General features: G+C 41.8%; 28 protein-coding genes and 1 tRNA gene. 20 read left to right on the top strand and 9 right to left on the bottom strand.

The window, feature by feature from the left end:
• Nucleotides 1-3: 3 nt before the first annotated feature.
• From AC13CS_RS15925 to AC13CS_RS15885, 9 genes are all read left to right on the top strand, one after another.
• Complete coding sequence (locus tag AC13CS_RS15925; protein WP_116216548.1) at nt 4-1,233, top strand: efflux RND transporter periplasmic adaptor subunit; 1,230 nt, start codon at nt 4-6, stop codon at nt 1,231-1,233.
• Nucleotides 1,234-1,239: 6 nt separating this feature from the next.
• A complete protein-coding gene (locus AC13CS_RS15920; RefSeq protein WP_116216549.1) occupies nt 1,240-1,881 on the top strand; it encodes a cation diffusion facilitator family transporter in 642 nt (213 codons plus the stop codon).
• Nucleotides 1,874-2,296: a Fur family transcriptional regulator gene (locus AC13CS_RS15915; protein ID WP_116216550.1), complete on the top strand. Its 423-nt coding sequence runs from the start codon at nt 1,874-1,876 to the stop codon at nt 2,294-2,296. The genes AC13CS_RS15920 and AC13CS_RS15915 overlap by 8 nt, the downstream gene beginning before the upstream one ends.
• A gap of 27 nt (nt 2,297-2,323) precedes the next feature.
• Complete coding sequence (locus tag AC13CS_RS15910; RefSeq protein WP_181898143.1) at nt 2,324-3,115, top strand: cation efflux transmembrane domain-containing protein; 792 nt, start codon at nt 2,324-2,326, stop codon at nt 3,113-3,115.
• A gap of 33 nt (nt 3,116-3,148) precedes the next feature.
• Nucleotides 3,149-5,113: a heavy metal translocating P-type ATPase gene (locus AC13CS_RS15905; protein ID WP_116216551.1), complete on the top strand. Its 1,965-nt coding sequence runs from the start codon at nt 3,149-3,151 to the stop codon at nt 5,111-5,113.
• 29 nt (nt 5,114-5,142) lie between these two features.
• A complete protein-coding gene (locus AC13CS_RS15900) occupies nt 5,143-6,267 on the top strand; it encodes a DUF4238 domain-containing protein (protein WP_116216552.1) in 1,125 nt (374 codons plus the stop codon).
• Between the two features lie 174 nt (nt 6,268-6,441).
• Nucleotides 6,442-6,813 (top strand): ArsR/SmtB family transcription factor, encoded by a 372-nt coding sequence (locus AC13CS_RS15895; protein ID WP_116216553.1) that lies wholly within the window; start codon nt 6,442-6,444, stop codon nt 6,811-6,813.
• Nucleotides 6,814-6,825: 12 nt separating this feature from the next.
• Nucleotides 6,826-7,428, top strand: coding sequence for a mercuric transport protein MerTP (gene merTP, locus AC13CS_RS15890; RefSeq protein WP_099546398.1), 603 nt, complete (start codon nt 6,826-6,828; stop codon nt 7,426-7,428).
• Nucleotides 7,428-7,634: a GDCCVxC domain-containing (seleno)protein gene (locus AC13CS_RS15885; protein WP_099546397.1), complete on the top strand. Its 207-nt coding sequence runs from the start codon at nt 7,428-7,430 to the stop codon at nt 7,632-7,634. Before merTP ends, AC13CS_RS15885 begins: the two co-directional genes overlap by 1 nt.
• A gap of 382 nt (nt 7,635-8,016) precedes the next feature.
• On the opposite strand, the gene AC13CS_RS15880 is transcribed toward AC13CS_RS15885, so the two are convergent.
• Both AC13CS_RS15880 and AC13CS_RS15875 read right to left on the bottom strand, forming a co-directional pair.
• A tRNA-Ala gene (locus AC13CS_RS15880) sits at nt 8,017-8,090 on the bottom strand.
• Between the two features lie 57 nt (nt 8,091-8,147).
• Nucleotides 8,148-8,945: a universal stress protein gene (locus AC13CS_RS15875; RefSeq protein WP_293166048.1), complete on the bottom strand. Its 798-nt coding sequence runs from the start codon at nt 8,943-8,945 to the stop codon at nt 8,148-8,150.
• 53 nt (nt 8,946-8,998) lie between these two features.
• Here AC13CS_RS15875 and AC13CS_RS15870 point away from each other — a divergent pair, with 53 nt between their 5' ends.
• The 6 genes from AC13CS_RS15870 to AC13CS_RS15845 all read left to right on the top strand — a co-directional run bounded on the left by AC13CS_RS15870 (nt 8,999) and on the right by AC13CS_RS15845 (nt 13,103).
• Nucleotides 8,999-9,499 carry a GNAT family N-acetyltransferase gene (locus AC13CS_RS15870; RefSeq protein ID WP_293166050.1) on the top strand — a complete coding sequence of 167 codons (501 nt, stop codon included), beginning with the start codon at nt 8,999-9,001 and terminating at the stop codon, nt 9,497-9,499.
• Between the two features lie 12 nt (nt 9,500-9,511).
• The gene (locus AC13CS_RS15865) at nt 9,512-10,846 is read left to right on the top strand and encodes an MATE family efflux transporter (protein WP_293166052.1); all 1,335 of its coding nucleotides are present in this window, start codon (nt 9,512-9,514) and stop codon (nt 10,844-10,846) included.
• Nucleotides 10,847-10,880: 34 nt separating this feature from the next.
• Nucleotides 10,881-11,648: an enoyl-CoA hydratase/isomerase family protein gene (locus tag AC13CS_RS15860; protein WP_293166054.1), complete on the top strand. Its 768-nt coding sequence runs from the start codon at nt 10,881-10,883 to the stop codon at nt 11,646-11,648.
• Nucleotides 11,649-11,806: 158 nt separating this feature from the next.
• Nucleotides 11,807-12,067: a hypothetical protein gene (locus tag AC13CS_RS15855; RefSeq protein ID WP_293166056.1), complete on the top strand. Its 261-nt coding sequence runs from the start codon at nt 11,807-11,809 to the stop codon at nt 12,065-12,067.
• Complete coding sequence (locus AC13CS_RS15850; RefSeq protein WP_293166058.1) at nt 12,064-12,330, top strand: plasmid stabilization protein; 267 nt, start codon at nt 12,064-12,066, stop codon at nt 12,328-12,330. Before AC13CS_RS15855 ends, AC13CS_RS15850 begins: the two co-directional genes overlap by 4 nt.
• 14 nt (nt 12,331-12,344) lie before the next feature.
• Nucleotides 12,345-13,103 (top strand): UDP-2,3-diacylglucosamine diphosphatase, encoded by a 759-nt coding sequence (locus tag AC13CS_RS15845; RefSeq protein ID WP_482889097.1) that lies wholly within the window; start codon nt 12,345-12,347, stop codon nt 13,101-13,103.
• On the opposite strand, the gene AC13CS_RS15840 is transcribed toward AC13CS_RS15845, so the two are convergent.
• From AC13CS_RS15840 to AC13CS_RS15825, 4 genes are all read right to left on the bottom strand, one after another.
• Nucleotides 13,100-14,359, bottom strand: a complete 1,260-nt coding sequence (locus AC13CS_RS15840) for an MFS transporter (RefSeq protein ID WP_293166062.1) — start codon at nt 14,357-14,359, stop codon at nt 13,100-13,102. The genes AC13CS_RS15845 and AC13CS_RS15840 overlap by 4 nt on opposite strands.
• Before the next feature lie 6 nt (nt 14,360-14,365).
• Nucleotides 14,366-16,054 carry a single-stranded-DNA-specific exonuclease RecJ gene (recJ, locus tag AC13CS_RS15835; protein WP_293166064.1) on the bottom strand — a complete coding sequence of 563 codons (1,689 nt, stop codon included), beginning with the start codon at nt 16,052-16,054 and terminating at the stop codon, nt 14,366-14,368.
• A 67-nt stretch (nt 16,055-16,121) separates the two neighbouring features.
• Nucleotides 16,122-16,490: a four helix bundle protein gene (locus tag AC13CS_RS15830; protein WP_293166066.1), complete on the bottom strand. Its 369-nt coding sequence runs from the start codon at nt 16,488-16,490 to the stop codon at nt 16,122-16,124.
• 131 nt (nt 16,491-16,621) lie between these two features.
• Nucleotides 16,622-17,044, bottom strand: a complete 423-nt coding sequence (locus AC13CS_RS15825; protein WP_293166068.1) for an OsmC family protein — start codon at nt 17,042-17,044, stop codon at nt 16,622-16,624.
• 54 nt (nt 17,045-17,098) lie between these two features.
• Between AC13CS_RS15825 and AC13CS_RS15820 the strand changes: the two genes are divergently transcribed.
• The gene (locus AC13CS_RS15820; RefSeq protein WP_293166070.1) at nt 17,099-17,701 is read left to right on the top strand and encodes a carboxymuconolactone decarboxylase family protein; all 603 of its coding nucleotides are present in this window, start codon (nt 17,099-17,101) and stop codon (nt 17,699-17,701) included.
• Between the two features lie 7 nt (nt 17,702-17,708).
• On the opposite strand, the gene AC13CS_RS15815 is transcribed toward AC13CS_RS15820, so the two are convergent.
• From AC13CS_RS15815 to AC13CS_RS15805, 3 genes are read right to left on the bottom strand one after another with little or no spacing between them, the layout of a single operon-like run.
• A complete protein-coding gene (locus AC13CS_RS15815; protein ID WP_293166072.1) occupies nt 17,709-18,284 on the bottom strand; it encodes a uracil-DNA glycosylase family protein in 576 nt (191 codons plus the stop codon).
• A gap of 39 nt (nt 18,285-18,323) precedes the next feature.
• Nucleotides 18,324-18,995 (bottom strand): 16S rRNA (cytidine(1402)-2'-O)-methyltransferase, encoded by a 672-nt coding sequence (rsmI, locus tag AC13CS_RS15810; protein ID WP_293166074.1) that lies wholly within the window; start codon nt 18,993-18,995, stop codon nt 18,324-18,326.
• Nucleotides 18,996-19,045: 50 nt separating this feature from the next.
• Nucleotides 19,046-19,735 (bottom strand): hypothetical protein, encoded by a 690-nt coding sequence (locus AC13CS_RS15805; RefSeq protein ID WP_293166076.1) that lies wholly within the window; start codon nt 19,733-19,735, stop codon nt 19,046-19,048.
• A 155-nt stretch (nt 19,736-19,890) separates the two neighbouring features.
• Here AC13CS_RS15805 and AC13CS_RS15800 point away from each other — a divergent pair, with 155 nt between their 5' ends.
• The 4 genes from AC13CS_RS15800 (at nt 19,891) to AC13CS_RS15785 (ending at nt 23,302) form a co-directional block, all read left to right on the top strand.
• Nucleotides 19,891-20,535 carry a thymidine kinase gene (locus tag AC13CS_RS15800; protein ID WP_293166078.1) on the top strand — a complete coding sequence of 215 codons (645 nt, stop codon included), beginning with the start codon at nt 19,891-19,893 and terminating at the stop codon, nt 20,533-20,535.
• Nucleotides 20,528-21,637 (top strand): alanine racemase, encoded by a 1,110-nt coding sequence (gene alr, locus AC13CS_RS15795; RefSeq protein ID WP_293166080.1) that lies wholly within the window; start codon nt 20,528-20,530, stop codon nt 21,635-21,637. Before AC13CS_RS15800 ends, alr begins: the two co-directional genes overlap by 8 nt.
• A gap of 52 nt (nt 21,638-21,689) precedes the next feature.
• Nucleotides 21,690-22,097: a large-conductance mechanosensitive channel protein MscL gene (gene mscL / locus AC13CS_RS15790; RefSeq protein ID WP_163624396.1), complete on the top strand. Its 408-nt coding sequence runs from the start codon at nt 21,690-21,692 to the stop codon at nt 22,095-22,097.
• Between the two features lie 191 nt (nt 22,098-22,288).
• Nucleotides 22,289-23,302, top strand: a complete 1,014-nt coding sequence (locus AC13CS_RS15785; protein WP_293166083.1) for an aspartate-semialdehyde dehydrogenase — start codon at nt 22,289-22,291, stop codon at nt 23,300-23,302.
• The last annotated feature ends 34 nt before the right edge of the window (nt 23,303-23,336 follow it).

The raw sequence follows: 23,336 nt of genomic DNA, 5'->3' as shown, positions 1-23,336 counted from the left end.
AAGATGAAAAAATTAAAATATATACCGATTACCACAATGCTTATGGCATTGACATTATTCAGCTGTGGCGAGTCAAAAACTGAAGATGGCCACGATGAAGCCACCCATTCTGAAACAGAAGAAAATCACTCTGAAGGGGAAGATGAAGAAGATAATATGGAAGGCGAAACTAAGGAAGTAATGCTCACGGCACAGCAGTTTGAAGCCTTACAGATGGAAATTGACACGCTCTCACAACGTTATATGAGCGGTTATGTAGAAGCAAATGGCACGCTGGAAGTACCACCCCAAAACGAAGCATCCATTACCGCCATAACAGGAGCAAATGTGGCATCCATAGAAGTAATAGAAGGTGATGAAGTGAAAAAAAATCAAGCGGTTGCCTATCTCTCACATCCCAGCATCATACAGATACAGAGCGATTACTTAAATGCACACAGCAACAGTCGGTTTTTAAAACAAGAATACGAACGTCAAAAAAGGCTTTATGAAGCTGGTGTGGCATCTGGTATGAATTTCCAAAAGGCAACGGCAGACTATCAGTCATCTACCGCAATGGTAAACGGGCTGGAAGCACAATTGCGACAGTACAACATCAATGTGAATGGCGTGCGCAATGGCACTATCTACCAGCGTGTTGCATTGCGCAGTCCCATTGCAGGGGTTGTAGAAAAAGTTTTTATAAAAACTGGACAATATGTGGAGCCACAGACCAACCTAATGGAAATAGTAGATACAGACCACGTACACGCAGATTTAATGGTTTTCGAAAAAGATGTTGATAGGGTAAAGAAAGGTCAACAAGTACGATTTAGCGTTCAATCAAGACCAGGAACGGAACTCGTTGCCGAAATTTATTCAGTAGGAAAAACCTTCGAGCAAGATCCTAAAGCGGTGCACGTACACGCAGAAATTGAGAACAAAGGTGGTGGTCTTATCTCAGGAATGTACATTAAAGGTAGGATTGAAGTTGATAACGATGAAACCGCTGAAACCGCATTACCAGAAAGTGCCATTATTACAGAAGGTGGTAGGGATTATGTGTTTAAAGCGCAAAGGGAAGGCAACACTTGGAGTTTTATACCAGTAGAAGTCACTACGGGCGAGAAGGATGGTGACTGGATAGCCATACGTTTTTTTGAAACCCCAGACCCAAATACTCATTTTGCCTTTAATAATGCCTATTACCTTATGGGAGAGATGAAAAAAGGGGAACTTGGTGACGATGATTAAAATGGAATGAAAGAAAAAAGAAAGAAAAACTTAAAAGTAGCAAGAACCTTACAGATTTGGAACGTCATCTACGATGTTATTGAAGTTGCGGTCTCGCTTATTGCTGGATTTACAGCAAATAGTTCGGCTCTGATAGGTTGGGGATTGGACAGCACGATTGAAGTGGTTAGTGCGGGAACATTAGGCTGGCGACTACACGGCGAGATTAAAGGTATCGATGAAGAAAAAGTAAAACGAAGACAAAAAATCACGTTAAACGTAATTGCAGTTTCCTTTACGCTCATCTGTATTTTCATTTCCTACGATTCCATTACAAAGCTTATAAATAAAGAAACCGCAAACTGGAGCACGATGGGACTGATTATATTATTGGTTTCCCTGGTTGTAAATCCTATCCTGATCTATTTCAAAAGAAAGTATGGAAAGAAATTAGACAGTCCAGCCTTGCTGGCTGATGCTAAAGACACCTTTATTTGCTTATACCAAACCGTGGTCGTACTTATAGGATTGCTATTGGTCAACTGGTTAGGCTGGTGGTGGGCAGATCCTGTGGCGGCATTACTTATCGTTCCGTACGCTGCAAAAGAAGGCTATGAAGCCTACAATAAAGCTAAAAATATCAATTATAACACCGCACAAAATGACTGAAATTGAAAAAACATTAAATGACCATAACGTGCGTCCCACCGCAATGCGCATCTTGATTTATAAGTATATGGCCGATAGGGATGCCGCCATCGCCCTGACTGATATTGAGAATGCTTTCGCAAAAGCGGATAGAACCACATTGTACCGAACCCTAAAAACGTTTGAAGAAAAAAACGTGGTGCATCACATAGATGACGGAACTGGAATCTCTAAATACGCACTTTGTGAAGAAGGCTGTAATTGTGAAATAGAACAGGATTTGCATTTACATTTTCATTGCACTAACTGTGACGAAACAGTTTGTTTAACGGAACTAAAAATCCCGCATATCAATTTGCCAGATGGATATTTGGCAGAGGATGTTAATCTCGTGGTTACGGGAATATGCGAAAAATGCAGCAGTAATTTACTTTAATAAACAAACGAACAAATTAGATTGATTTTGAAAAAAAGCACTTTTATAATAACTAAAATGGACTGCCCTTCAGAAGAGCAGATGATTCGGATGAAGTTAGAGTCTTATGCTCAAGTAAAACACTTGGATTTTGATATTCCAAACAGAAAATTGGAAGTATATCACGTGGACGACGTCAAGGCGATAAAAACGTCTATAGCCAGCTTAAAACTTGGGGATTCCTTAGAAGGAACCACAGAAGCCGAACCACCCGTAATGGAAGACCAATCCAAACAAAAAAGAATCCTATGGTGGGTCTTGGGCATCAACTTTGGCTTTTTCGTTATCGAAATGACCACCGGTTGGATTTCTTCTTCGATGGGTCTTGTGGCAGACTCATTAGATATGCTGGCAGATTCCATCGTATATGCATTAAGCCTATTTGCGGTAGGCGGTGCCATTTCAAGAAAAAAGAAGGTTGCGAAATACAGCGGATACTTTCAGATGGCATTGGCAACACTTGGGTTTGCAGAGGTCTTGAGAAGGTTTTTTAGCAATACCGAAACACCCTTGTTTCAATGGATGATTATCGTTTCAATTTTCGCATTGGCAGGTAATTTGATATCGCTCTGGCTCATCAACAAGGCAAAGAGTCAAGAGGCTCATATGCAGGCAAGTGCCATTTTTACATCCAATGATATTATTGTTAATGGTGGTGTTATAGTAGCTGGGGTGCTGGTTTATTTTCTGAATAGTAAATGGCCCGATTTAGTGATTGGCGGCATCGTTTTCACTTTTGTAATGCGCGGTGCATTGAGAATATTGAAATTATCGAAGTAGTTTTTAAAATGATATCAAACTTGATTAGAACATATGAAAAAGAAAAAAATAAACTTACGTGACTTAGAACCAAAAAAACAACAAGGCGAGCACAGTCACGACGATGGCCATAACCATAGCAGCCCTGAAGAAATTTCAAATTTCAGAACCTATCTACCGGCTATTTTCAGCTTCGTAATGTTGATAGCCGGAATTGCTATTGATTACTTTGATGCGTTTCCTTTCTTCAAAGGATGGATTCGCGTAGTATGGTACACGGTAGCCTATATCCCTGTGGGATTCCCTGTAATAAAGGAAGGCTGGGAAAGTATTAAAAAGGGGGATTTCTTTACTGAATTCTTCTTAATGTCCATTGCAACCCTCGGTGCTTTTGCCATAGGCGAATACCCTGAAGGTGTAGCCGTTATGCTATTTTATGCCGTGGGCGAACTCTTCCAAAATGCGGCCGTTAACCGTGCTAAGGGAAATATAAAAGCCTTACTCGATGTAAGACCCAATGAGGCTTTGGTTTATCGTGATGATGATTTTGTTTCAGTAAATCCCGAGACTGTTGAGATTGGCGAAAAGATACAGGTGCGTGTAGGCGAAAAAGTTCCGCTTGATGGCATTCTGCTTTCTGAAAAGGGTTCTTTTAATACTGCTGCCTTGACAGGCGAAAGCAAACCTGATACTATTGCTAAAGGTGATACTGTTTTTGCAGGAAGCATAAATCTTGATGGCGTAATCGAGATTGAAACCACAAAAGAATTTAAAGACAGTTCCATTGCACGAATTTTGGATATGGTGCAGAATGCAACCGCCAGAAAATCAAAGACCGAATTGTTCATTAGAAAATTTGCACGGATTTATACACCAATCGTGGTATTCCTCGCTATCGGACTTACTTTTCTGCCTTACTTTTTTATAGATGATTATGTATTTAGGGATTGGCTCTATCGAGCATTGATATTCCTCGTAATTTCCTGCCCTTGTGCGCTGGTCATTTCCATTCCTCTGGGCTATTTTGGCGGATTGGGTGCGGCATCGCGAAACGGTATTCTATTCAAGGGTGCATCCTTTTTGGATGCAATGACCCAAGTAAACACGGTCGTAATGGACAAAACAGGAACCGTTACCAAAGGCGTTTTTAAAATCAAGGAAATCAATTCCATCACATTTGAGGAAGCCGAATTTATGAAATACCTGATGGCGATGGAAGAACAATCTACTCATCCCATCGCAAAAGCAATTCTCGAATACAAAGCGGACGGGTCAGATTATGAAGCGACAGATGTATCGGAAGTTGCCGGAAAGGGATTGAAAGGAAAGGTCAACGGGAAAACGGTATTGGTAGGTAACAAAGCCTTGATGACCTCAAACAGCATAGAAGTCCCTTCGGAAACAGATGGTATTGTAGAATCAATCGTTATGGTGTCCATAGATGGAACATTTGCAGGTTATGTTACCATTGCAGATGAATTAAAGGATGATGCGCACCAAGCCATTAAACAAATTAGGGATGCAGGAATTTCCAAAATTATAATGCTATCGGGTGACAAAGACTCAATTACACAACAGGTTGCAAAAGAGTTGAAAATCGATTGGGCAAAAGGCGGACTGTTGCCTGAAGATAAACTCAATGAGGTTGAAGAGCTCAAAAAGCAACCCGAAACCAAAGTAGCATTTATTGGCGATGGTATTAACGATGCACCCGTTTTGGCAGCAAGTGGTGTAGGTATTGCAATGGGTGGTTTGGGTAGCGACGTTGCTATAGAAACAGCCGATGTTATCATACAGACCGACCAACCCAGTAAGATTGCAAGAGCGATTAAAATTGGTCGTTCAACGCGACGAATTGTCTGGCAAAATATTGCGCTTGCATTTGGTGTCAAGGTCATAGTCCTCATTCTCGGTGCAGGTGGATTAGCGACAATGTGGGAAGCTGTTTTTGCTGATGTGGGTGTGGCGTTTTTGGCTATATTGAATGCGATACGATTGCAGAAGATGGAATGGAATTAGTACATTCATGAAAATTCATTATTTCATGTATGGCTAAAAACGAACCCATCAAGCAACAATACATACCACGGTCTTACCTGAAAAATTTTGGTGTTGAAGGTAATAACGGCAACTATTTTGTTGATGCTTACAGATTGGAAGATGATTTGCTTCTTGAACAGATTAGTACAAAAAGTATTTGCTTTCAGAAAAATCTTTATACGATTCCGAATGCCGAGATTGATAGGAAATACGATTTGGAATATCATTATGCCGAACACGTCGATTCTGAATTCCCTAAGATTTATAAACTACTTGTCGATGAAAATGTGAAGATATTGACCTCTGAGCAAAAAAGGCAAGTACTATACGTCTGCCTATCCCTTTATTTTAGAACCCCGAGGTTTCTTAATCATCAGAACGCATTTACCGACCAAATTTTAGATAGAATGTTATTGTACGCCGACGAAAACGGCGATGTGAAATTTACATTTGAAGAAGAAAAGCACGAATTCAATATTAAGGATATTGGTAAAGTTAGACACGAATTTAAAGAGCGTAACAGGATTAAATTCTTGGTTCAACATTTGGAAAAATGGAAAGAATTTGTGGATTTCAAATATGATTGTACTATAAATGTCCACCGAATCAATGATGAGGATGCACCATTAATTACTTGCGATAATCCGGTATCAATACGCGGCGTAAAATCAACTCGATTTGAAGGCCTTTTTAATCCTGACTCAGTAATAACTTTGCCTTTAGATACCAAATACTACTTAGAAATCTTTCCAAACAGTATTGCTGATGGTCAAACCAGAATTAATAGGATGGTTCACGATAGGGACTATGTTTTTACTACAAATGGAATCGTTCAGATTAATGCTGAGAAATTGATAATTGGAAAACCGGGTACGATAGAACGACATTTTGAAATTCAATCGAGTTACGAGGATTCTGAAAATGGGGAACAATTTGTTGAAAAGGCAAAGTACAAGTTAGAGCAACTTCAGAAATTTACCGAACTTTTTGAAAAAAAGGGATTAACTTCAAAAGAAACCGTTGGTCAACTGAGAAAAATGCTAAGTCATGAATATTTCAAAGATGAAGACCAACTTATTCAAATGAAAAGGCTACTTATTGCTGCCGGACATTGGAATCAGAATCCGAAATAGAAATATCATAGTCCCCTATTTTTTTCACTGGTGCTACAAAAACTCGGTAGGCATTCGTCTATAAAAACTAAAACAAAGAACCAATCCAACTTCCTAAATAATATGTCTACAGTTTTAGTATATAAGTATTTGCTTAAATAATGATATATTTGTAGACGCGTTAAGTTAAAATTGATGAGCTTGGAAATAACCTGTACCCGGAATGAAGCCGACCATAAACAAATATCACGGTGCAAGAGGACAATAGAAAATTCTTCCGATAGTTTTAAGGCCATGAGCAAAATTTTGGCCCTTGCCGGAAGTGAGGTACGACTGAAAATCCTATTTCTTTTGAACATAGAAAATGAATTGTGTCCTTGCGATATTGCTGACATTCTTGAAATGAGTGTCCCCGCGGTATCCCAACATATCCGTAAAATGAAGGATGCAGGAATTATCACATCGAGACGTGAAGGTCAAACATTATATTATTCGTTGGTAAAGAGTGAGGATAATGTTTTAAATGGAATTTTCAGTTCAATTTCGATAAGAAAGAAAACAGCTTAGAAAGTTTAAATTATGGCATCGAATAATACTTCAAACACCGCGGCCTATACCAGTATTTTTACCGCAGTTGCAGCATCAATATGCTGTATTACCCCTGTCTTGGCACTGATTGCTGGAACAAGCGGCATTGCATCTACCTTTTCCTGGGTCGAGCCGTTTAGACCCTATTTTATCGGCTTGACCATTATTGTTTTGGTATTTGCATGGTATCAGAAATTACGGCCAAAAACAAAGGAAGAAATAGATTGTGCCTGTGACGATGATGCGAAACCTACATTTTGGCAATCCAAACAATTTTTGTTCATCGTAACCGTATTTTCGGGATTGATGCTGGCCTTCCCGTACTATTCCAACTTATTTTATGCACAGCCCACAAAGGACATCGTCTATGTCTCTCAATCCAATATCGAAAAGCACACGTTTTATGTTGAGGGAATGACTTGTGTGGGTTGTGAGGCACACGTAGAAAGTGAAGTCAATAAGTTGGATGGAATTATTTCGGTAAAAACCAGCTACGAAAATGCCAACACCATAGTGGAATTTGACAAGACCAAAACCGATTTGCCCGCAATCAAAAAAGCCATAAACAGTACAGCTTATAAAGTAGTCAAATAATGAGACCTCAGTTAATATCAACAATTACTTGCCCAAATTGCGGGCTTGAAAAAGAAGAGGAAATGCCAACAACGGCCTGTCAATTCTTTTATGAATGTGACAATTGCAAAAAAGTCCTTAAGCCAAAAGAAGGGGATTGTTGTGTCTTTTGTTCCTACGGTACTGTCGCTTGTCCACCTATTCAGAATAACGAAGATTGTTGCTGATTGATTGCCTACACAGTTCTCTAGTAAAAGAAAACTTTTTCGGTGCATTTAAAAACAGTTCATTTTAACGGCCCTTTTTTTGAACTTCTTTTCTATTTCAAAAATTCTGTTGTCATTCGGTCACATTTGTGGTCTCTTTTATTTGTTTCGTTAATTGACCTTTTATGGGACTTAGATTCATAAATCTAATACTGAAGCTAACGCATGTAATAAATGTGATACTTTTTCAAAAAATTATGCTATAAAGGATTAAAAAGCATAGAAATAGCCCAATTTGAATCAAATAATACCGAGCTTAATTTAAAACCAGTTTTGCGTGCAAATTGCGTGCAAATGAAAAAAGCTCCAAAAGTTAAAAACTCTTGAAGCCTTACTGTTACTGTGGAGAATACCGGATTCGAACCGGTGACCTCTTGCCTGCCAGGCAAGCGCTCTAGCCAACTGAGCTAATCCCCCAAAGAGAGCGCAAAGGAAATACTTTTTTCCGAAAGTATCAAAAATTGCGCCGTTTCCTTAATCTTTTTTAACGCTGAGAACCAGTACAGGTATCTTTGCAAAGAACTCCGACTTAGGTATGGTGTTCTTTTCCCATAGTTTTTTAAAGAATCCTCGCTTTCTTCTAAACACACATAACATGTCGGGGTGCTCCTTCTGGAAATACTCCGTCACACCCAAATAGGTGGTTCCATTTTCGGTAATCGTCAATTGGGTGCTCAAGTCCATCAAAGCTGTGTTCACTTTAAGGTCATCCTCGGTATACCCCGGTCTTTTCACCAACAACAGGCTTACTTCAGACCTAAATTTATTCTTGATCATCACCAATGGGGTCAGAATACTGCTTCTCTTTAAAATACCGGACCCAAAAGCCGTCAATATTTTTTTCATTGGTTTAAAAGTTGTCCCCTTAGGCACAATTAGCGTAGGTATTTCGGTTTGCTTAATGATTCTTCCAGAGGTATTTCCCAAATAAAGTTCTTCTTGGATATCATTACTTTTTGGGGCAATAATGATCAAATCAATCCCCAATTCTTTGTTGATGCTCTTTAAACCATCAATAATATCCCCATTATAAGTGGCCATTTTTACCTCTACACCTTTGGTGTCCACCTGGTCTATCACTTCTTTTAAATGTTCCTTGCTGCTCTTGGCAACCTTTTCTTCCACATTGGCCAAGCTGCCCACTGCGGTAGTTACGGAGAACACATCCATCACATAAACTTTGGCCCCAAATTCCGAGGCAAAATCAACGCCATATTGCAAGGTTTGATGTGAATCTGGAGAAGTTCCAATGGGTACAAGTATGTTGTTCATGGTTTGGTGATTACGATTAAACCTTAAATTTACAATTAAATTGAAACGAATCAATGATAAGACGCGCAAAGATATCCGAAATCCCCGATATCTTGACCATAACTCGGGCCTGTGCCAAAAAAATGCAGGAGAACGGTATTTTTCAATGGAACGAGTACTACCCTTCCAAAGAAGCATTCATCAAAGACATTGAACGCGATGAACTTTTCGTAATAGAAGAAAACAACATCGTACAGGGCACTATCGTCATATCAACCCTTATGGATGATGAGTACAGACCCATCCAATGGTTGACCCCAAACGGAAACAGCACCTATATCCACCGCCTTTCCGTTCATCCAGACCTTCAAGGGAAGGGACTGGCCCAACAAATGATGGATTTTGCCGAAAATTATTCAAGGGAGAACGATTTTATCTCGGTACGCCTCGACACCTTTTCACAGAACAAAAGAAACCAACGTTTTTATGAACAGCGCGGCTATCAAAAATTGGACGATATCTACTTTCCCAAACAAAGCGACCATCCTTTTCATTGTTATGAATTAGTGCTGTAACTTGCCGCCGATTTGAGCACACAGGTAAACTTTAAGAGCATCAACCAATTGGCGATTCCCGCAACAATCTCGGGTATTGCCGAACCCTTGCTGTCCATTACGGATACAGCTATTGTGGGCAATATTCCAGTGGACGGATTGGAATCCTTGGCGGCAGCCGGGATTGTTGGCTCTTTTTTGTCAATGCTCATTTGGGTGCTCGGCCAGACCCGTAGTGCCATTTCTGCCATCATATCTCAGTATTTGGGTGCCGGCAGGTTGTCCGAGGTGAAAAATCTGCCTGCTCAAGCCATATTTCTGAACATCTGTTTGAGCCTTGTGGTCCTGCTCACCACCATTTTTGTAATCGAAGAGATTTTTGCACTCTTTAATGCTTCGGGCAAAATATTGGACTATTGTGTTTCCTATTATTCCATTCGGGTTTGGGGATTCCCGCTTACGCTGTTCACTTTTGCCATTTTCGGTATTTTCCGTGGGCTCCAGAACACTTTCTACCCTATGGTCATTGCCATGTTGGGTGCCGGGCTCAACATCCTGTTGGATTTTGTTCTGGTTTATGGAATTGATGGTTTTATTCCAGCACTTTACTTGGAAGGTGCCGCATGGGCCAGTTTGATTGCCCAAGCCATCATGGCCATCTTGGCTCTTATTTTATTGGTTAAAAAGACGGACATCAGTATGAAATTGACCCTTCCGCTCAACAAAGAGATCAAACGGTTGATTTTTATGAGCCTCAACCTTTTTGTAAGGACCTTGGCACTCAATGCCGCCTTGATGCTGGCCGTTCGCGAAGCCACTACCTTGGGCGACCGCTTTATCGGGGCACACACCATTGCCGTAAACCTTTGGTTGTTTGCCGCATTTTTTATTGATGGGTATGCCGCAGCGGGCAATAGTATGGGCGGAAAACTTTTGGGCGCCGCCGATTACGACGGCCTATGGAAATTGGCCAAGACCATATTTAAATACGGGATGGCCGTAAGCCTTGCCCTTATGTGCTTTGGGTTTATTTTTTACCGGCCCATCGGGCACCTTTTTTCTAATGAGGAAATTGTGCTCAATACCTTCTACAGTATTTTTTACATCGTAATTCTAGGGCTGCCCATGAACACCTTGGCCTTTATTTTTGATGGTATTTTTAAGGGGATGGGCGAAATGAAATATCTTAGAAATGTACTCTTGGCTGCTACCTTTTTAGGATTTATCCCATGTCTGTATTTGGGCATGTATTTGGGGCTCGGTTTTTATGCCATTTGGATCGCTTTTGTGGTTTGGATGATGATTCGCGGATTCTCTCTGGTATGGAAATTTAGGAGAAAGTTCAGGCCCTTGGTACAAAACCCTTAATTTAGTGCTCAAAGACATCTGATAATCAATTTTAATGACAACAGATAGAACCAACGGAAGTTTATACACCAAAATAGAAAACAGGATTGCCATGGTCGAATTTGGTCACCCTGCCAGTAATTCCTTTGTTTCCGAGCTTTTGGCCCGACTAGCAAAGGAGTTTCACGAGCTTGGAGAAAACAACGAGGTTTCCGTGATTGTTTTAAAATCTGAAGGGGAAAGAGCTTTTTGTGCAGGAGCTTCTTTTGATGAATTGGTAGCCGTTTCCAATTTGGAAGAAGGAAAACAGTTTTTCAGCGGGTTCGCCAATGTCATCAATGCCATGCGTAAATGTCCCAAACCCATTATTGGTCGGGTACAAGGAAAGACGGTTGGTGGCGGTGTCGGCTTGGCATCCGCTTGCGATTATGTGCATGCTACGGTAGAAGCCGCCATCAAACTATCCGAAATTTCCATAGGAATTGGGCCCTTTGTGATTGCGCCCGCTGTAGAACGCAAAATGGGAAAAGCTGCTCTCGCCGAGCTCACTTTATATCCTACGGAATGGAAAAATGCGTATTGGGCCAAGGAACATGGACTCTATGCCAAGGTATACGATTCCATTTCCGAAATGGACAAGGAACTGGACATTCATCTGCAAAAATTGGCGACCTATAATCCTGAAGCTCTGGCCGAAACGAAAAAAGTGCTCTGGGAAGGAACCGAGCATTGGGACGACCTATTGTTGGAGCGTGCCGAAGCATCTGGAAAATTGGCGCTGTCCCCAAACACTAAAAAAGCATTGGAAAAGTTTAAAAAATAAAAGCAGTTATGAATGATTTGATTTTTCCCATATTGGCCCTTTTTGTAATCGTGGTGTATGTGGTCAATAGAATACGAAGCAACCGACGTTACAAAAAATAATATATATAATATATATTTTATACATTTGCTGGTATAGAATTTGAGGGACCAAGTTTTATGGAACATGTTAAAAAACTGATTGAAGTCGATAAGTCACTTGTGGTAAAATTAAAAGTGCTTTCCGCTTTTGAAAACTTGAGCGTTAAAGCCTTGATGGAAAAGGCTGTGGTTGAATATGTGAAAAACAAAGAACTGGAACGTTTCGAAAAGCTATCAGAAGAGGAAAAAGAAGATTTAGGGCTTTTACTTTTGATGCAACAAGCAGACAAAGAAGACTTTGTTAGCGAAGACGATGTCTTTAAAATTCTGGATGAATGAATATCAAGTATCATAAATTACTTGAAAAAGATTTAAGAAAGATTAATGATAAAAAGATAAAGCAAAAGTTAAAGCTTATCATTCTTGAAATGAAAGAGGCACAGGTTTTTGATGAACTTAAGTCCGTAAAGAAATTAGCAGGACACCCGAACGCCTTCAGAATGAGAATAGGTTCTTACCGCCTAGGTTTTTATTATGAAAACAATACCTTAATATTGTCTCGTTTTGTTAAACGAAACGACATCTATAAACTTTTTCCGTAGACCCATTGGACAATATCTCACTTCCTAAAGGCAAAAAAGTCTATTTCGCGAGCGATAACCACCTTGGGGCTCCCTCCCGAAAGGACAGCTTGCCGCGTGAGAAAAAATTTGTGGCCTGGCTCGATTCCATAAAGAAAGATGCCGCTGCTATTTTTTTGATGGGCGACCTTTTCGATTTTTGGTTCGAATACAAGACCGTAGTCCCAAAAGGCTTTACGCGCACCCTGGGCAAGTTGGCGGAACTCTCCGATATGGGCGTCCACATCAACTACTTTGTGGGCAACCATGATCTTTGGATGAACGGTTATTTTGAAGAAGAACTCAACATACCGGTCTATCACAAATCTCAGCAATTCCTCATCAACGATACTTCGTTTTTTATTGGACACGGTGATGGATTGGGTCCGCACGACAAAGGTTTTAAACGGATGAAAAAGGTGTTTACCAACCCCGTTGCCCAATGGTTTTTTAAATGGTTGCATCCTGATTTGGGAGTACGCTTGGGGCAGCATCTATCCGTGAACAACAAAATGATTTCCGGCGAGGCCGATGCCAAATTCTTGGGAGAGGACAAGGAATGGCTCATTTTATACGCCAAACGCAAGCTGGAGGAGCAGCATTACGACCATTTCATTTTTGGTCACCGCCATCTGCCAATGGAAGTCAAGCTCAACGAAAAATCCACTTACACCAATCTCGGGGATTGGATTTCGTATTTTACCTACGCTGTTTTTGATGGTGAAAAGTTGACCTTGGAGAAATTGGAAGACTAATCTTCCTTTTCGTGCTCGTCAATATCTTTTTGAAGGTCCAATCGCCTGAAGCTCGGTGAAACAATGGCTGTTGTTCCTGCCGTTAAAAGTGTCATACATCCTCCAAACACTACCGCGGTGACCGTTCCCAATAGTTTAGCAGCCACTCCGCTTTCAAAAGCCCCCAATTCGTTGGACGAGCCAACAAACATGGAATTAACCGAAGCTACCCTGCCCCGCATATTATCAGGTGTTTTTAATTGCAAAATAGTTTGGCGTATGATCATGGAAACACCATCTACGGCACCACTTAGGAACAGAGCGATTACGGATAACCAAAATAGTTCCGACAGTCCAAACACGATAATACAGACTCCAAAGGCGAAAACCGCCATCAATAATTTTTTGCCCGCATTTTTGTGCAATGGAAATCGGGTAGAACCCAACATGGTAATGGAAGCTCCCACAGCAGGTGCTGCCCGTAAAATTCCAAATCCTTCGGAGCCTACATGCAAAATATCTTGGGCATAAACGGGCAAAAGTGCTACGGCACCTCCAAAAAGCACCGCAATCATATCCAAAGTAAGCGCTCCAAATATCGCCTTGTTTCCAAAAACAAATTTGAGTCCATCCCGTAAACTTTGAAAAACGGGTTCTCCAAGTTTCGGGTTCATAATGGGCTTTCTAGGAATTTGGAAAAGGAAGATCAAGGCCATCAAGGAGAAACCGAAAATAACGCACATGCTCCAGTGCACTCCTATCCAACTAATGGAAAATCCTGCCAAAGCTGGACCCAAAACCGATGCCAATTGCCATGTGGAACTGCTCCACGTAGCTGCATTGGGGTATATTTTTTTTGGAACGATCAATGCAATCAGGGAAAAAATGGTCGGTCCCAAAAAAGACCGTACAAAGCCACCCAAAAACACCAAAGCATAAATGGAATACAGGATTGTTTTGGATTCCCAAGTATCTTCAAGCCCGGGCCAGCTCAACAAAAAAAGCCCCAGGCTGATGACCGAGAATCCCGCAATACAGGTAATTAAAAGGTTTCGCTTTTCTTTTTGATCCACAATATGCCCGGCAAAGAGTGCCATGCTCACCGCTGGGATCACTTCCATCAATCCAATAATGCCAAGGGAAAGTGGGTCTTTGGTCAAAGAATACACCTGCCACTCAATCACAATAAATTGCATGGACCATGCAAATACCATGGCAAAACGCACAATCAAAAATATGTTGAATTCCTTATAGCGGAGGGCAGCGTAGGGATCCATAAATAGCTAGCGAATATCTCTTAGTTTTAGTTGAAGGCTCACCGTTCCGTTCCATTCATTTTCATCCAACGAAAATACGGCATCAAAAGATTGTACGCCCTTAACTTTGTCTATTTTATTGCCCAAATTAAATCCAATGCCACCAATGGGTTCGGAACCGGACTGATACACACTGCATTTTAAATGTTTTCCCTCTTCACCTACACCGCGGGCATACCCTGTGTCCTTTAGTCCTTCGGCCATAAAAATGGGGGTCATGTTCCCAGGACCAAAAGGGGCAAATTGTTTTAAGATGCGCATCAGTTTTGAGGTAATCTGGTCCATTTGGATTTTTGCATCCACAGAAATTTCGGGCTTTAACAATATTGGGTCGATGGTTTCCGAAACCACTTTTTCGAACTGATTCTTGAAGGTTTCGTACTGTTCTTCCAACAAGGTAAGGCCCGCTGCGTACATATGACCCCCAAACTGTTCCAGACAATCCGAACAGCCTTCAAGGGCATTGTAGATGTCAAACCCTTTTACCGATCGTGCGGAAGCTGCCAATTTATCCCCACTTTTGGTAAAGACCAGCGTGGGCCTGTAATAGGTTTCGGTAAGGCGTGAAGCCACAATGCCTATTACCCCTTTATGCCAATTTTCATTATAAACCACAGAGGTAAATTTATCCTCTTCCTGGTTTTGTTGAATTTGAATTAGGGCTTCTTGTGTAATCTCTTGATCTAAACTTCGTCGCTCGGTATTGAACAGTTCTATCTCGGAAGCAAACTGCTTTGCTTGGGCAAAGTCTAATTCGGTTAGCAGGTTTACTGCATGCTGACCGTGCTTCATACGCCCAGCGGCATTAATGCGCGGCGCAATGATGAAGACCACATCGGTTATGGTGAGTTCCCTTTTTTTGGTCTGATCAATCAGCGCTTTTATGCCTGTTCTTGGGTTTTCGTTGATTACGAGCAATCCATAATAGGCGAGTACACGATTTTCACCTGTAATCGGCACTATATCTGCAGCAATGGCCGTTGCCACCAAATCCAAATACAGCATTAAATCATCGATGGTTTTACCCTGTTTTGAACCCAAGGCTTGGATCAGTTTAAAACCAACTCCACATCCGCAGAGTTCTTTGTATGGATATGCACAATCATCTTGCTTTGGGTCCAAAATCGCCACGGCATCGGGCAATGTCGCTCCCGGTCTGTGGTGGTCGCACACAATCACATCAATCCCTTTTTTCTTGGCGTATGTTATCTGGTCAATGGCCTTGATGCCGCAATCCAAGGCAATAATAAGGCTTATGTCGTTGTCCGCGGCAAAATCAATTCCTTGAAATGATATGCCATATCCTTCCAAGTAACGATCGGGAATGTACGTGGCCACATTCGGGTATGTTTCCATCAGAAAGGAGCTCATCAAGGCTACCGACGTTGTTCCATCCACATCGTAATCCCCATACACCAATATGTTTTCTTCATTGGCCATGGCTTGTTGAATCCGTTCCACGGCCTTGTCCATACCCTTCATCAAAAAAGGGTCGTGCAAATGGGACAGCTCTGGCCGAAAGAATGCTTTGGCTCCTTCATAATCGGTGATGCCCCTTTGAAGCAATAGCTGTGCTATTAGGCCTTCTACTTTTAATGCATTGGAAAGATGGTCTATGGCCTCTTGTGCAGGTTTTGGTTTTATGGTCCAGCGCATGGTTTTATAAGTTCAAGTTCGGGTTTCAAACTCAAGTTCAAGCTCAAGTTCAGGTTCAGGTTCAAACTCAAGTTTCAAGTGCTTGTCGTTTTTTGTTTTTGATTATTGTGGCCATGATTTTAATCAATTGCTCATCTTCATCCAGTAAACTTTTACGTATTTCTTCATCGCCATAATCTATTTTATTCAAAATTTTGAGGTTCACTCTTGATTCTTTCAGTTCCCTTAACGATATAGTCGCTCTGTGGATATAATCTCTGTCCGAACAGGTTCCTTGAGTCTCACCAAAATTCAAAGCTGCACTACCCGCTGAACGAAGCAGTTGATTACCATAATACTGGCCAGTAAAATTGTTGGGTAGGTCTTTACAGAAGAAAGCAATATTGGCTGCCAACTCAACAAATCTTTCCTCTAAATCAAATTTTTTGTGGGTCATAAATCATGTTGATTTGATTTTGAGGTTGACCTAATTGTTAAATATAATCGATTTACTCGAATTTAAACTTGGTGCCCGTACTTAAAATTGAACTTGCACTTGAGCATTGTACTTGGGCTTGTATTTAAATTTTACTTATGATGAAAAATGGTCTTGATGTCCAATTTTGCAAATTTTCGGAACATTTCCATGACACCGCAATATTTTTCCACGGAAAGATTTACGGCTTTTTGGAGTTTGTCCTCATTGAGGTTGGAACCCGTAAAATGATATTCAACAACAACGGAGTCGTAATGTTTTGGATGTTCATCGGTAAGATTGGCTATAGTCTCAATCTTAAAATCATCTACTTCCAGCTTCATTTTTTTGATAAGTGATGCCACATCAAGACCGGAACAACCGGCCAAACTGGATAACATTAGGGCTTTGGGGCGCAATCCTGCAGCAGAGCCACCACTTTCTTCCCCGGCGTCGATTCGTACAGTATGTCCAGATGGGTTGTTGCTCTCAAAAGCCATTTCACCCAACCATTTGGTAGTTATGTGATTTGTCATGAAGTTTAATTTTTGTTTCTTGTGGAGTTCAAAAATACAATTTATAACTCAACCATGGCTTTAGTATCCCCCCTTGCCCCTAATCACGACCCAGAAACCAAACAACTGGCGGAATTCTTTAACGAAACCCTTGGGTTTTGCCCCAATTCCGTTTTGACCATGCAGCACAGGCCTGCGATTTCCAAGGCGTTTATTAACCTTAACAAAGCGGTGATGGCCAATGAGGGCAGGGTGACTTCCGCACTAAAACGGATGATTGCCTGGGTAAGCAGTAACGCAACAGGGTGTAGGTATTGCCAGGCCCATGCTATTCGAGCGGCGGAACGATATGGTGCCAAACAAGAACAACTGGACAATATTTGGGAGTACAGAACACATGAAGCCTTTTCTGAAGCAGAAAGGGTAGCCTTGGACTTTGCTTTGGCTGCCTCGCAGGTACCAAACACCGTTAACGGGAATATAAAAAAACGCTTGCATCAGTTTTGGGATGATGGTGAAATAGTTGAAATGATGGGGGTTATCTCTCTTTTTGGATTCCTTAACCGCTGGAACGACTCCATGGGCACAACCATTGAAAATGGCGCCGTGGAAAGTGCGGAAAAATATTTAGAGGAAGTAGGTTGGCAAAAAGGAAAACACGATGGATCTAAATATTAGACTAAGCTCAAGAAATAAGGCTACTTGAAACCCTTTTCCTTAAATCCGGTAGTACATCTTTATCGAACCAAGGATTTTTACTCAACCAAAACCGATTTCTGGGCGATGGGTGGGGCAACACAATGCAATCGGGCAAATATTCCCGGTAGTTATTCACCGTTTCCGTCAAGTTTCTTTTCATGGTATTGCCCAAATAGTATTTTTGGGCGTATTGGCCTATCAGAATGGTGAGTTTTAGATCGGACATTTGATTCACCAAAGCTTTATGCCACAGGGGAGCACATTCCGGTCTCGGGGGCAAATCCCCAGATTTTCCCTTTCCCGGATAGCAAAAACCCATGGGGATTAAAGCAAAGAGTTGTTCGTCATAAAATTGCTCATCCGTGACATTCAGCCATTTTCTGAGTTGCTTTCCACTGGGGTCGTCCCACGGAATACCTGTTTGGTGCACCTTGGTGCCGGGTGCCTGCCCAATAATGGCAATCTTGGATTTGGGATGGGCAGCAACAATGGGTCGGGGACCCAAGGGCAGATGCTCTTCGCAATGGGAACAGTTCCGTATTTTGGAAAGTAATTCATCCATCTTGTATAATGGGTCGTAAAGTTGTGTTGAAGTTAACAACTATTTTTTGCCTCCAACCACAATAACAAGCTCACCCTTGGGTGGTTTATCGGTAAAATGTTCCAGCACTTCGCTTGCGGTTCCCCGAACGGTCTCCTCGTACAACTTTGTCAATTCACGAGATACAGAAACAGGTCTGTCCTCTCCAAAATACTCAGCGAAATGGGTCAAGGTTTTAAGTAGCTTGTGGGGAGATTCATAAAAAACTAGGGTCCGGGTTTCTTCGGCGAGTTCCAAAAGTCGGGTGTGGCGGCCTTTTTTTATGGGCAAAAAGCCCTCAAAAACAAATCTATCGTTAGGCAGTCCGCTATTTACCAAAGCGGGCACAAAAGCAGTTGCGCCTGGCAAGCATTCCACTTCAATATCGTTTTCAACACAAGCGCGGGTCAATAAAAATCCTGGGTCGGAAATAGCCGGTGTACCTGCATCGGAAATGAGAGCGTAAGTAGTTCCCTCTTTCATTTTTTGCACCAAGCTATCAACTTGTTTATGTTCGTTGTGCATGTGGTGGCTTTGCAGAGGGGTGTTTATCTCAAAATGCTTGAGCAATTTGCCGCTAGTTCGGGTATCTTCCGCCAAAACCACATCCGCTTCCTTGAGCACCTTAATGGCGCGAAGTGTCATGTCATCCAAATTTCCTATTGGTGTTGGAACCAAGTATAGCTTTCCCATACACCAAAGTTACGGTCTTCTTCCTATTAAAATAAAATTGAAAATCGGATTTATGCGAATCTTCTCTCGATAAGTGCCAAGAATCGGGCTTCGTATTCTTCTTTGCCCTCCCAATTATTATACTCGGGTTTTACCATATTGTTGATAAACGCGATGGAACGTTCCTCCGAATCTATTGTTGTGAGTTGAGAGAGAACACGGGTATAGTCTTCCATGTCGTTATTGAACAGATGTTTTACAAATGCTAGTTTATCGTTTAGCCCTACCTGGAAATCTTTGCCAAGTCGATCATTTAAGGATTTGGGCTTTATTGATTTAGAAGGTGCACTGGCACTCTCATTGGGTGTCACCTCATCTTTGTCGTTTTTCATAAGGTCGGGCTTGGCCACGAACTCGGCAAACACCTGTTCCAAATCTGCATTGGACGGCATTTCGGAAACCATGTCCTTAATGGTATCCATGCCCGGAGTCATAATATCTTCCTTGTGTGGATTGCTCTCGGGCACCGATGTGTTACCGCTCAATACCGCATTGGCCATTTTCTCAAATCTTGAGGCTATTACGTTTTGGGAAACATCTACCTCAACATCGCTCAATTTTTCATCAATAAACTTCAACACGGCCAACTTTTCGTAAATCTCTCTCGATTTTTTATAAAGTGCCGCAAGATCGGTATCCTCCCTGGCTGTGATTATTTCAGTGGACAACTTAATCAACTCTTCCCTCAATTTCCGTATCATAGCTTTTCTTCTTTTCTATAAAAATATAATGATTTTGCAAAAACCCTATCAACAAAAGGTTAAAATCTTATTGAAAACAGGGGGGCAATTTTTTAGTAGCTTTGTGGTCGTCCCAATATAACGGGAAAACAAACAATTTCTTTCAAAAATACGGTATGTTTCTCGAAAACACAGTAAACCCTAAAGAACAGTTTGGATGGATTGAGGTTATCTGCGGTTCCATGTTTTCGGGAAAGACCGAAGAATTGATCCGACGATTGAAACGGGCTCAATTCGCCAAACAAAAAGTGGAAATATTCAAGCCCATTGTGGATACCCGCTACCATGAAGATATGGTCGTATCCCACGATTCCAACGAAATCAGGTCCACCCCCGTTCCGGCCGCAGCCAACATTCGTCTATTGGCGGACGATTGCGATGTAATAGGCATTGACGAGGCCCAGTTTTTTGACGATGAAATCGTGACCGTATGCAATGACTTGGCCAACCGTGGGATCCGTGTGGTGGTCGCTGGTCTGGACATGGATTTTAAAGGAAACCCATTTGGCCCTATGCCCGCATTAATGGCAACGGCAGAATATGTGACCAAGGTACATGCCGTATGTACCAGAACCGGAAATTTGGCAAACTACAGTTTTAGAAAATCCCTTAACGACAATTTGGTGCTGCTGGGCGAAACCGAGGAATACGAGCCCTTGAGCAGGGCCGCATTCTACAAGGCCATGCTGCGCGAAAAAATAAAGGAAATGGATGTGGAATCGGAAGAAGTGGGCACCAAAAAAAAGAAATCCAATGAGTAAGGTCGGAGAAACTACCTTGGTTTTGGATCTTTCGGCCTTGGAACACAACTACAACCATTTGCATTCCCAAATAAAACCAGAAACCAAATTTTTAGGGGTGGTTAAAGCTTTTGCCTACGGAAGCGATATGATTGCCATTGCCCAAAAACTGGAACAAATGGGTGCCGATTATTTGGCCGTTGCCTATGTAAGCGAAGGTGTATTATTGCGCAAAGCAGGAATTAAAACACCTATTTTGGTGTTGCATCCTCTTGCTTCAAACTTTGAAGATTTAATTGTACACCACTTGGAGCCCAGCATTTATTCCAAGAATATTTTGAATCAATTTCTTGAAGCCGCCAAAGAAAAACAACAAAACGATTATCCTATCCACATTAAATTCAATACGGGATTGAACCGTTTGGGTTTTTCTGAGGATGATGTTGATTTTATTGCTGAGGAAACGCAACGCAACGGATACATCAAAATAGTTTCGACTTTTTCACATTTGGCCGCTTCGGAAGATTCCAATGAAAGGGATTTCAGTTTGAAGCAAATCAACTCCTTCAAAAATTTGAGCAGCAAACTCATCGAAGCCTTGGGCTACCCTTTAATTCGACATATGCTTAACACTTCGGGCATCATCAATTATCCCGAAGCGCAGTTTGAAATGGTACGCAGCGGGATCGGCCTGTATGGTTATGGCAATCACGCCAAAGTGGATGCACAATTAAAACCTGTGGCCACACTCAAAACCACCATCTCACAAATCCATCAAATTGATGCCCACGAATCCGTAGGGTACAACCGGGCCTATAAATCCAAACGACCCATAAAAAGTGCCACACTCCCCATAGGCCATGCAGATGGCATTGGGCGACAATATGGAAAAGGTAAAGGTTTTGTTGTGATCAATGGTGAAAAAGCACCCATCATTGGAAATGTTTGTATGGACATGATCATGGTAGATGTAACAAAAATAGACTGCCAAGAAGGGGATGAGGTTATTGTATTCGGTCCAAACAATTCTGCGGAAAGCTTTGCTTCGTCGGCAAACACCATATCCTACGAGATTCTCACCGCCATATCCCAACGGGTAAAAAGAGTTCTTATCGGGGCTTAATATTATCTTTTTTGCTTAATTTGTTTACGATTAACCAATACTCAACTATAAAATGGGATTTTTAAAAGAGTTTAAAGAATTTGCCATGAAGGGGAACCTGGTGGATATCGCCGTAGGTTTCGTCATGGGTGCCGCTTTCAAAGAAGTGGTTTCTTCATTTACCGGGGGAATTGTTTCCCCCCTGATCGGATTGTTGTTCAAATCGGATTTCAACGATTTGAAATATGTGATCACGGAAGGAACTCCGAATGATGCAGGTGAAATCGTTGGGGAAATAGCCGTGCTCTACGGTGCATTCCTTACCAATGTCATCGACTTCATCATCGTCGCATTTGTTATGTTCCTTGTAGTGAAGGCCGTAAACAGAATGAAGAAAAAAGAAGAGCCTGCTCCAGAAGCTCCAAAGGGTCCGACCCAAGAGGAGCTGTTGGCAGAAATCCGCGATTTGTTGAAGAAATAAAAATCGTTGATGCTGAATAGAGTTCGGCAGTCCGCTACATCACAATAACCATTAAAAACCATCAATGTGTTTCGCTATCATGTTGATGGTTGTTTTATTTGTAACATTTTGTTATTTTTTGATTATTCATAAAGAAAAAGCTTGTTTAAACCGCTGACTAAAGTACCTTTGCGACAAGAAATAATTTTACGATGAAAGTAGCAGTAGTTGGAGCCACCGGAATGGTAGGCGAAGTTATGTTGAAAGTCTTGGAAGAACGCAACTTCCCTATTTCAGAATTGTTGTTGGTTGCCTCGGAACGTTCCGTGGGCAAAAAACTCACCTATAAAAACGAGGAGCATACCGTAATCGGTTTGGCAGATGCCGTTGCCGCCCAACCAGATATTGCCATTTTCTCCGCAGGTGGAGACACCTCGTTGGAATGGGCGCCAAAATTTGCCGAAGTGGGAACCACAGTAATCGATAACTCCTCCGCTTGGCGAATGGACCCGACCAAAAAATTGGTGGTGCCGGAAATCAATGCAAGTGAACTTACCGCAGAGGACAAAATTATAGCAAATCCTAACTGCTCCACCATTCAAATGGTATTGGCGTTAGACCCGCTCCACAAAAAATATCAGATGAAACGTGTGGTAGTTTCTACCTATCAATCCGTTTCGGGAACGGGGGTTAAGGCCGTGGAGCAAATGGAGAACGAAGCGGCTGGAATCGAAGGCGAAATGGCATATCCTTACCCCATCAACCGCAATGCATTGCCCCATTGCGATGTGTTTTTGGAGAATGGCTACACTAAAGAAGAAATGAAATTGGCCCGTGAGCCACAAAAAATATTGGACGACCGTACTTTTTCCGTAACTGCTACCGCAGTTCGTATTCCAACGGCTGGTGGACACTCGGAATCCGTGAACGTGGAATTCCACAACGATTTTGATTTGGCCGAAGTTCGAAAACTGCTAAGTGAAACTCCAGGAATTGTGGTTCAGGACAACCCGGACACCAATACCTACCCCATGCCTGTTTTTGCCAATGGCAAGGACGATGTTTTTGTGGGCAGAATCCGTCGGGACGAAACCCAGCCCAACACCTTGAACATGTGGATTGTGGCGGACAACCTAAGAAAAGGGGCGGCCACCAATGCTGTACAGATTGCTGAGTATTTGGTGGAGAACAATTTGGTTTCGAATACTTCGGAGGCTCTGTCCTAGTTTTTAAATAAAATAGAAAGGGTATAAAGCACAA

It is taken from the genome of Flagellimonas sp. B-3 (genome assembly GCF_056857835.1).
Note: the sequence above shows the minus strand (reverse complement) of the source record. Positions and strands in the feature narration are given on the sequence as shown.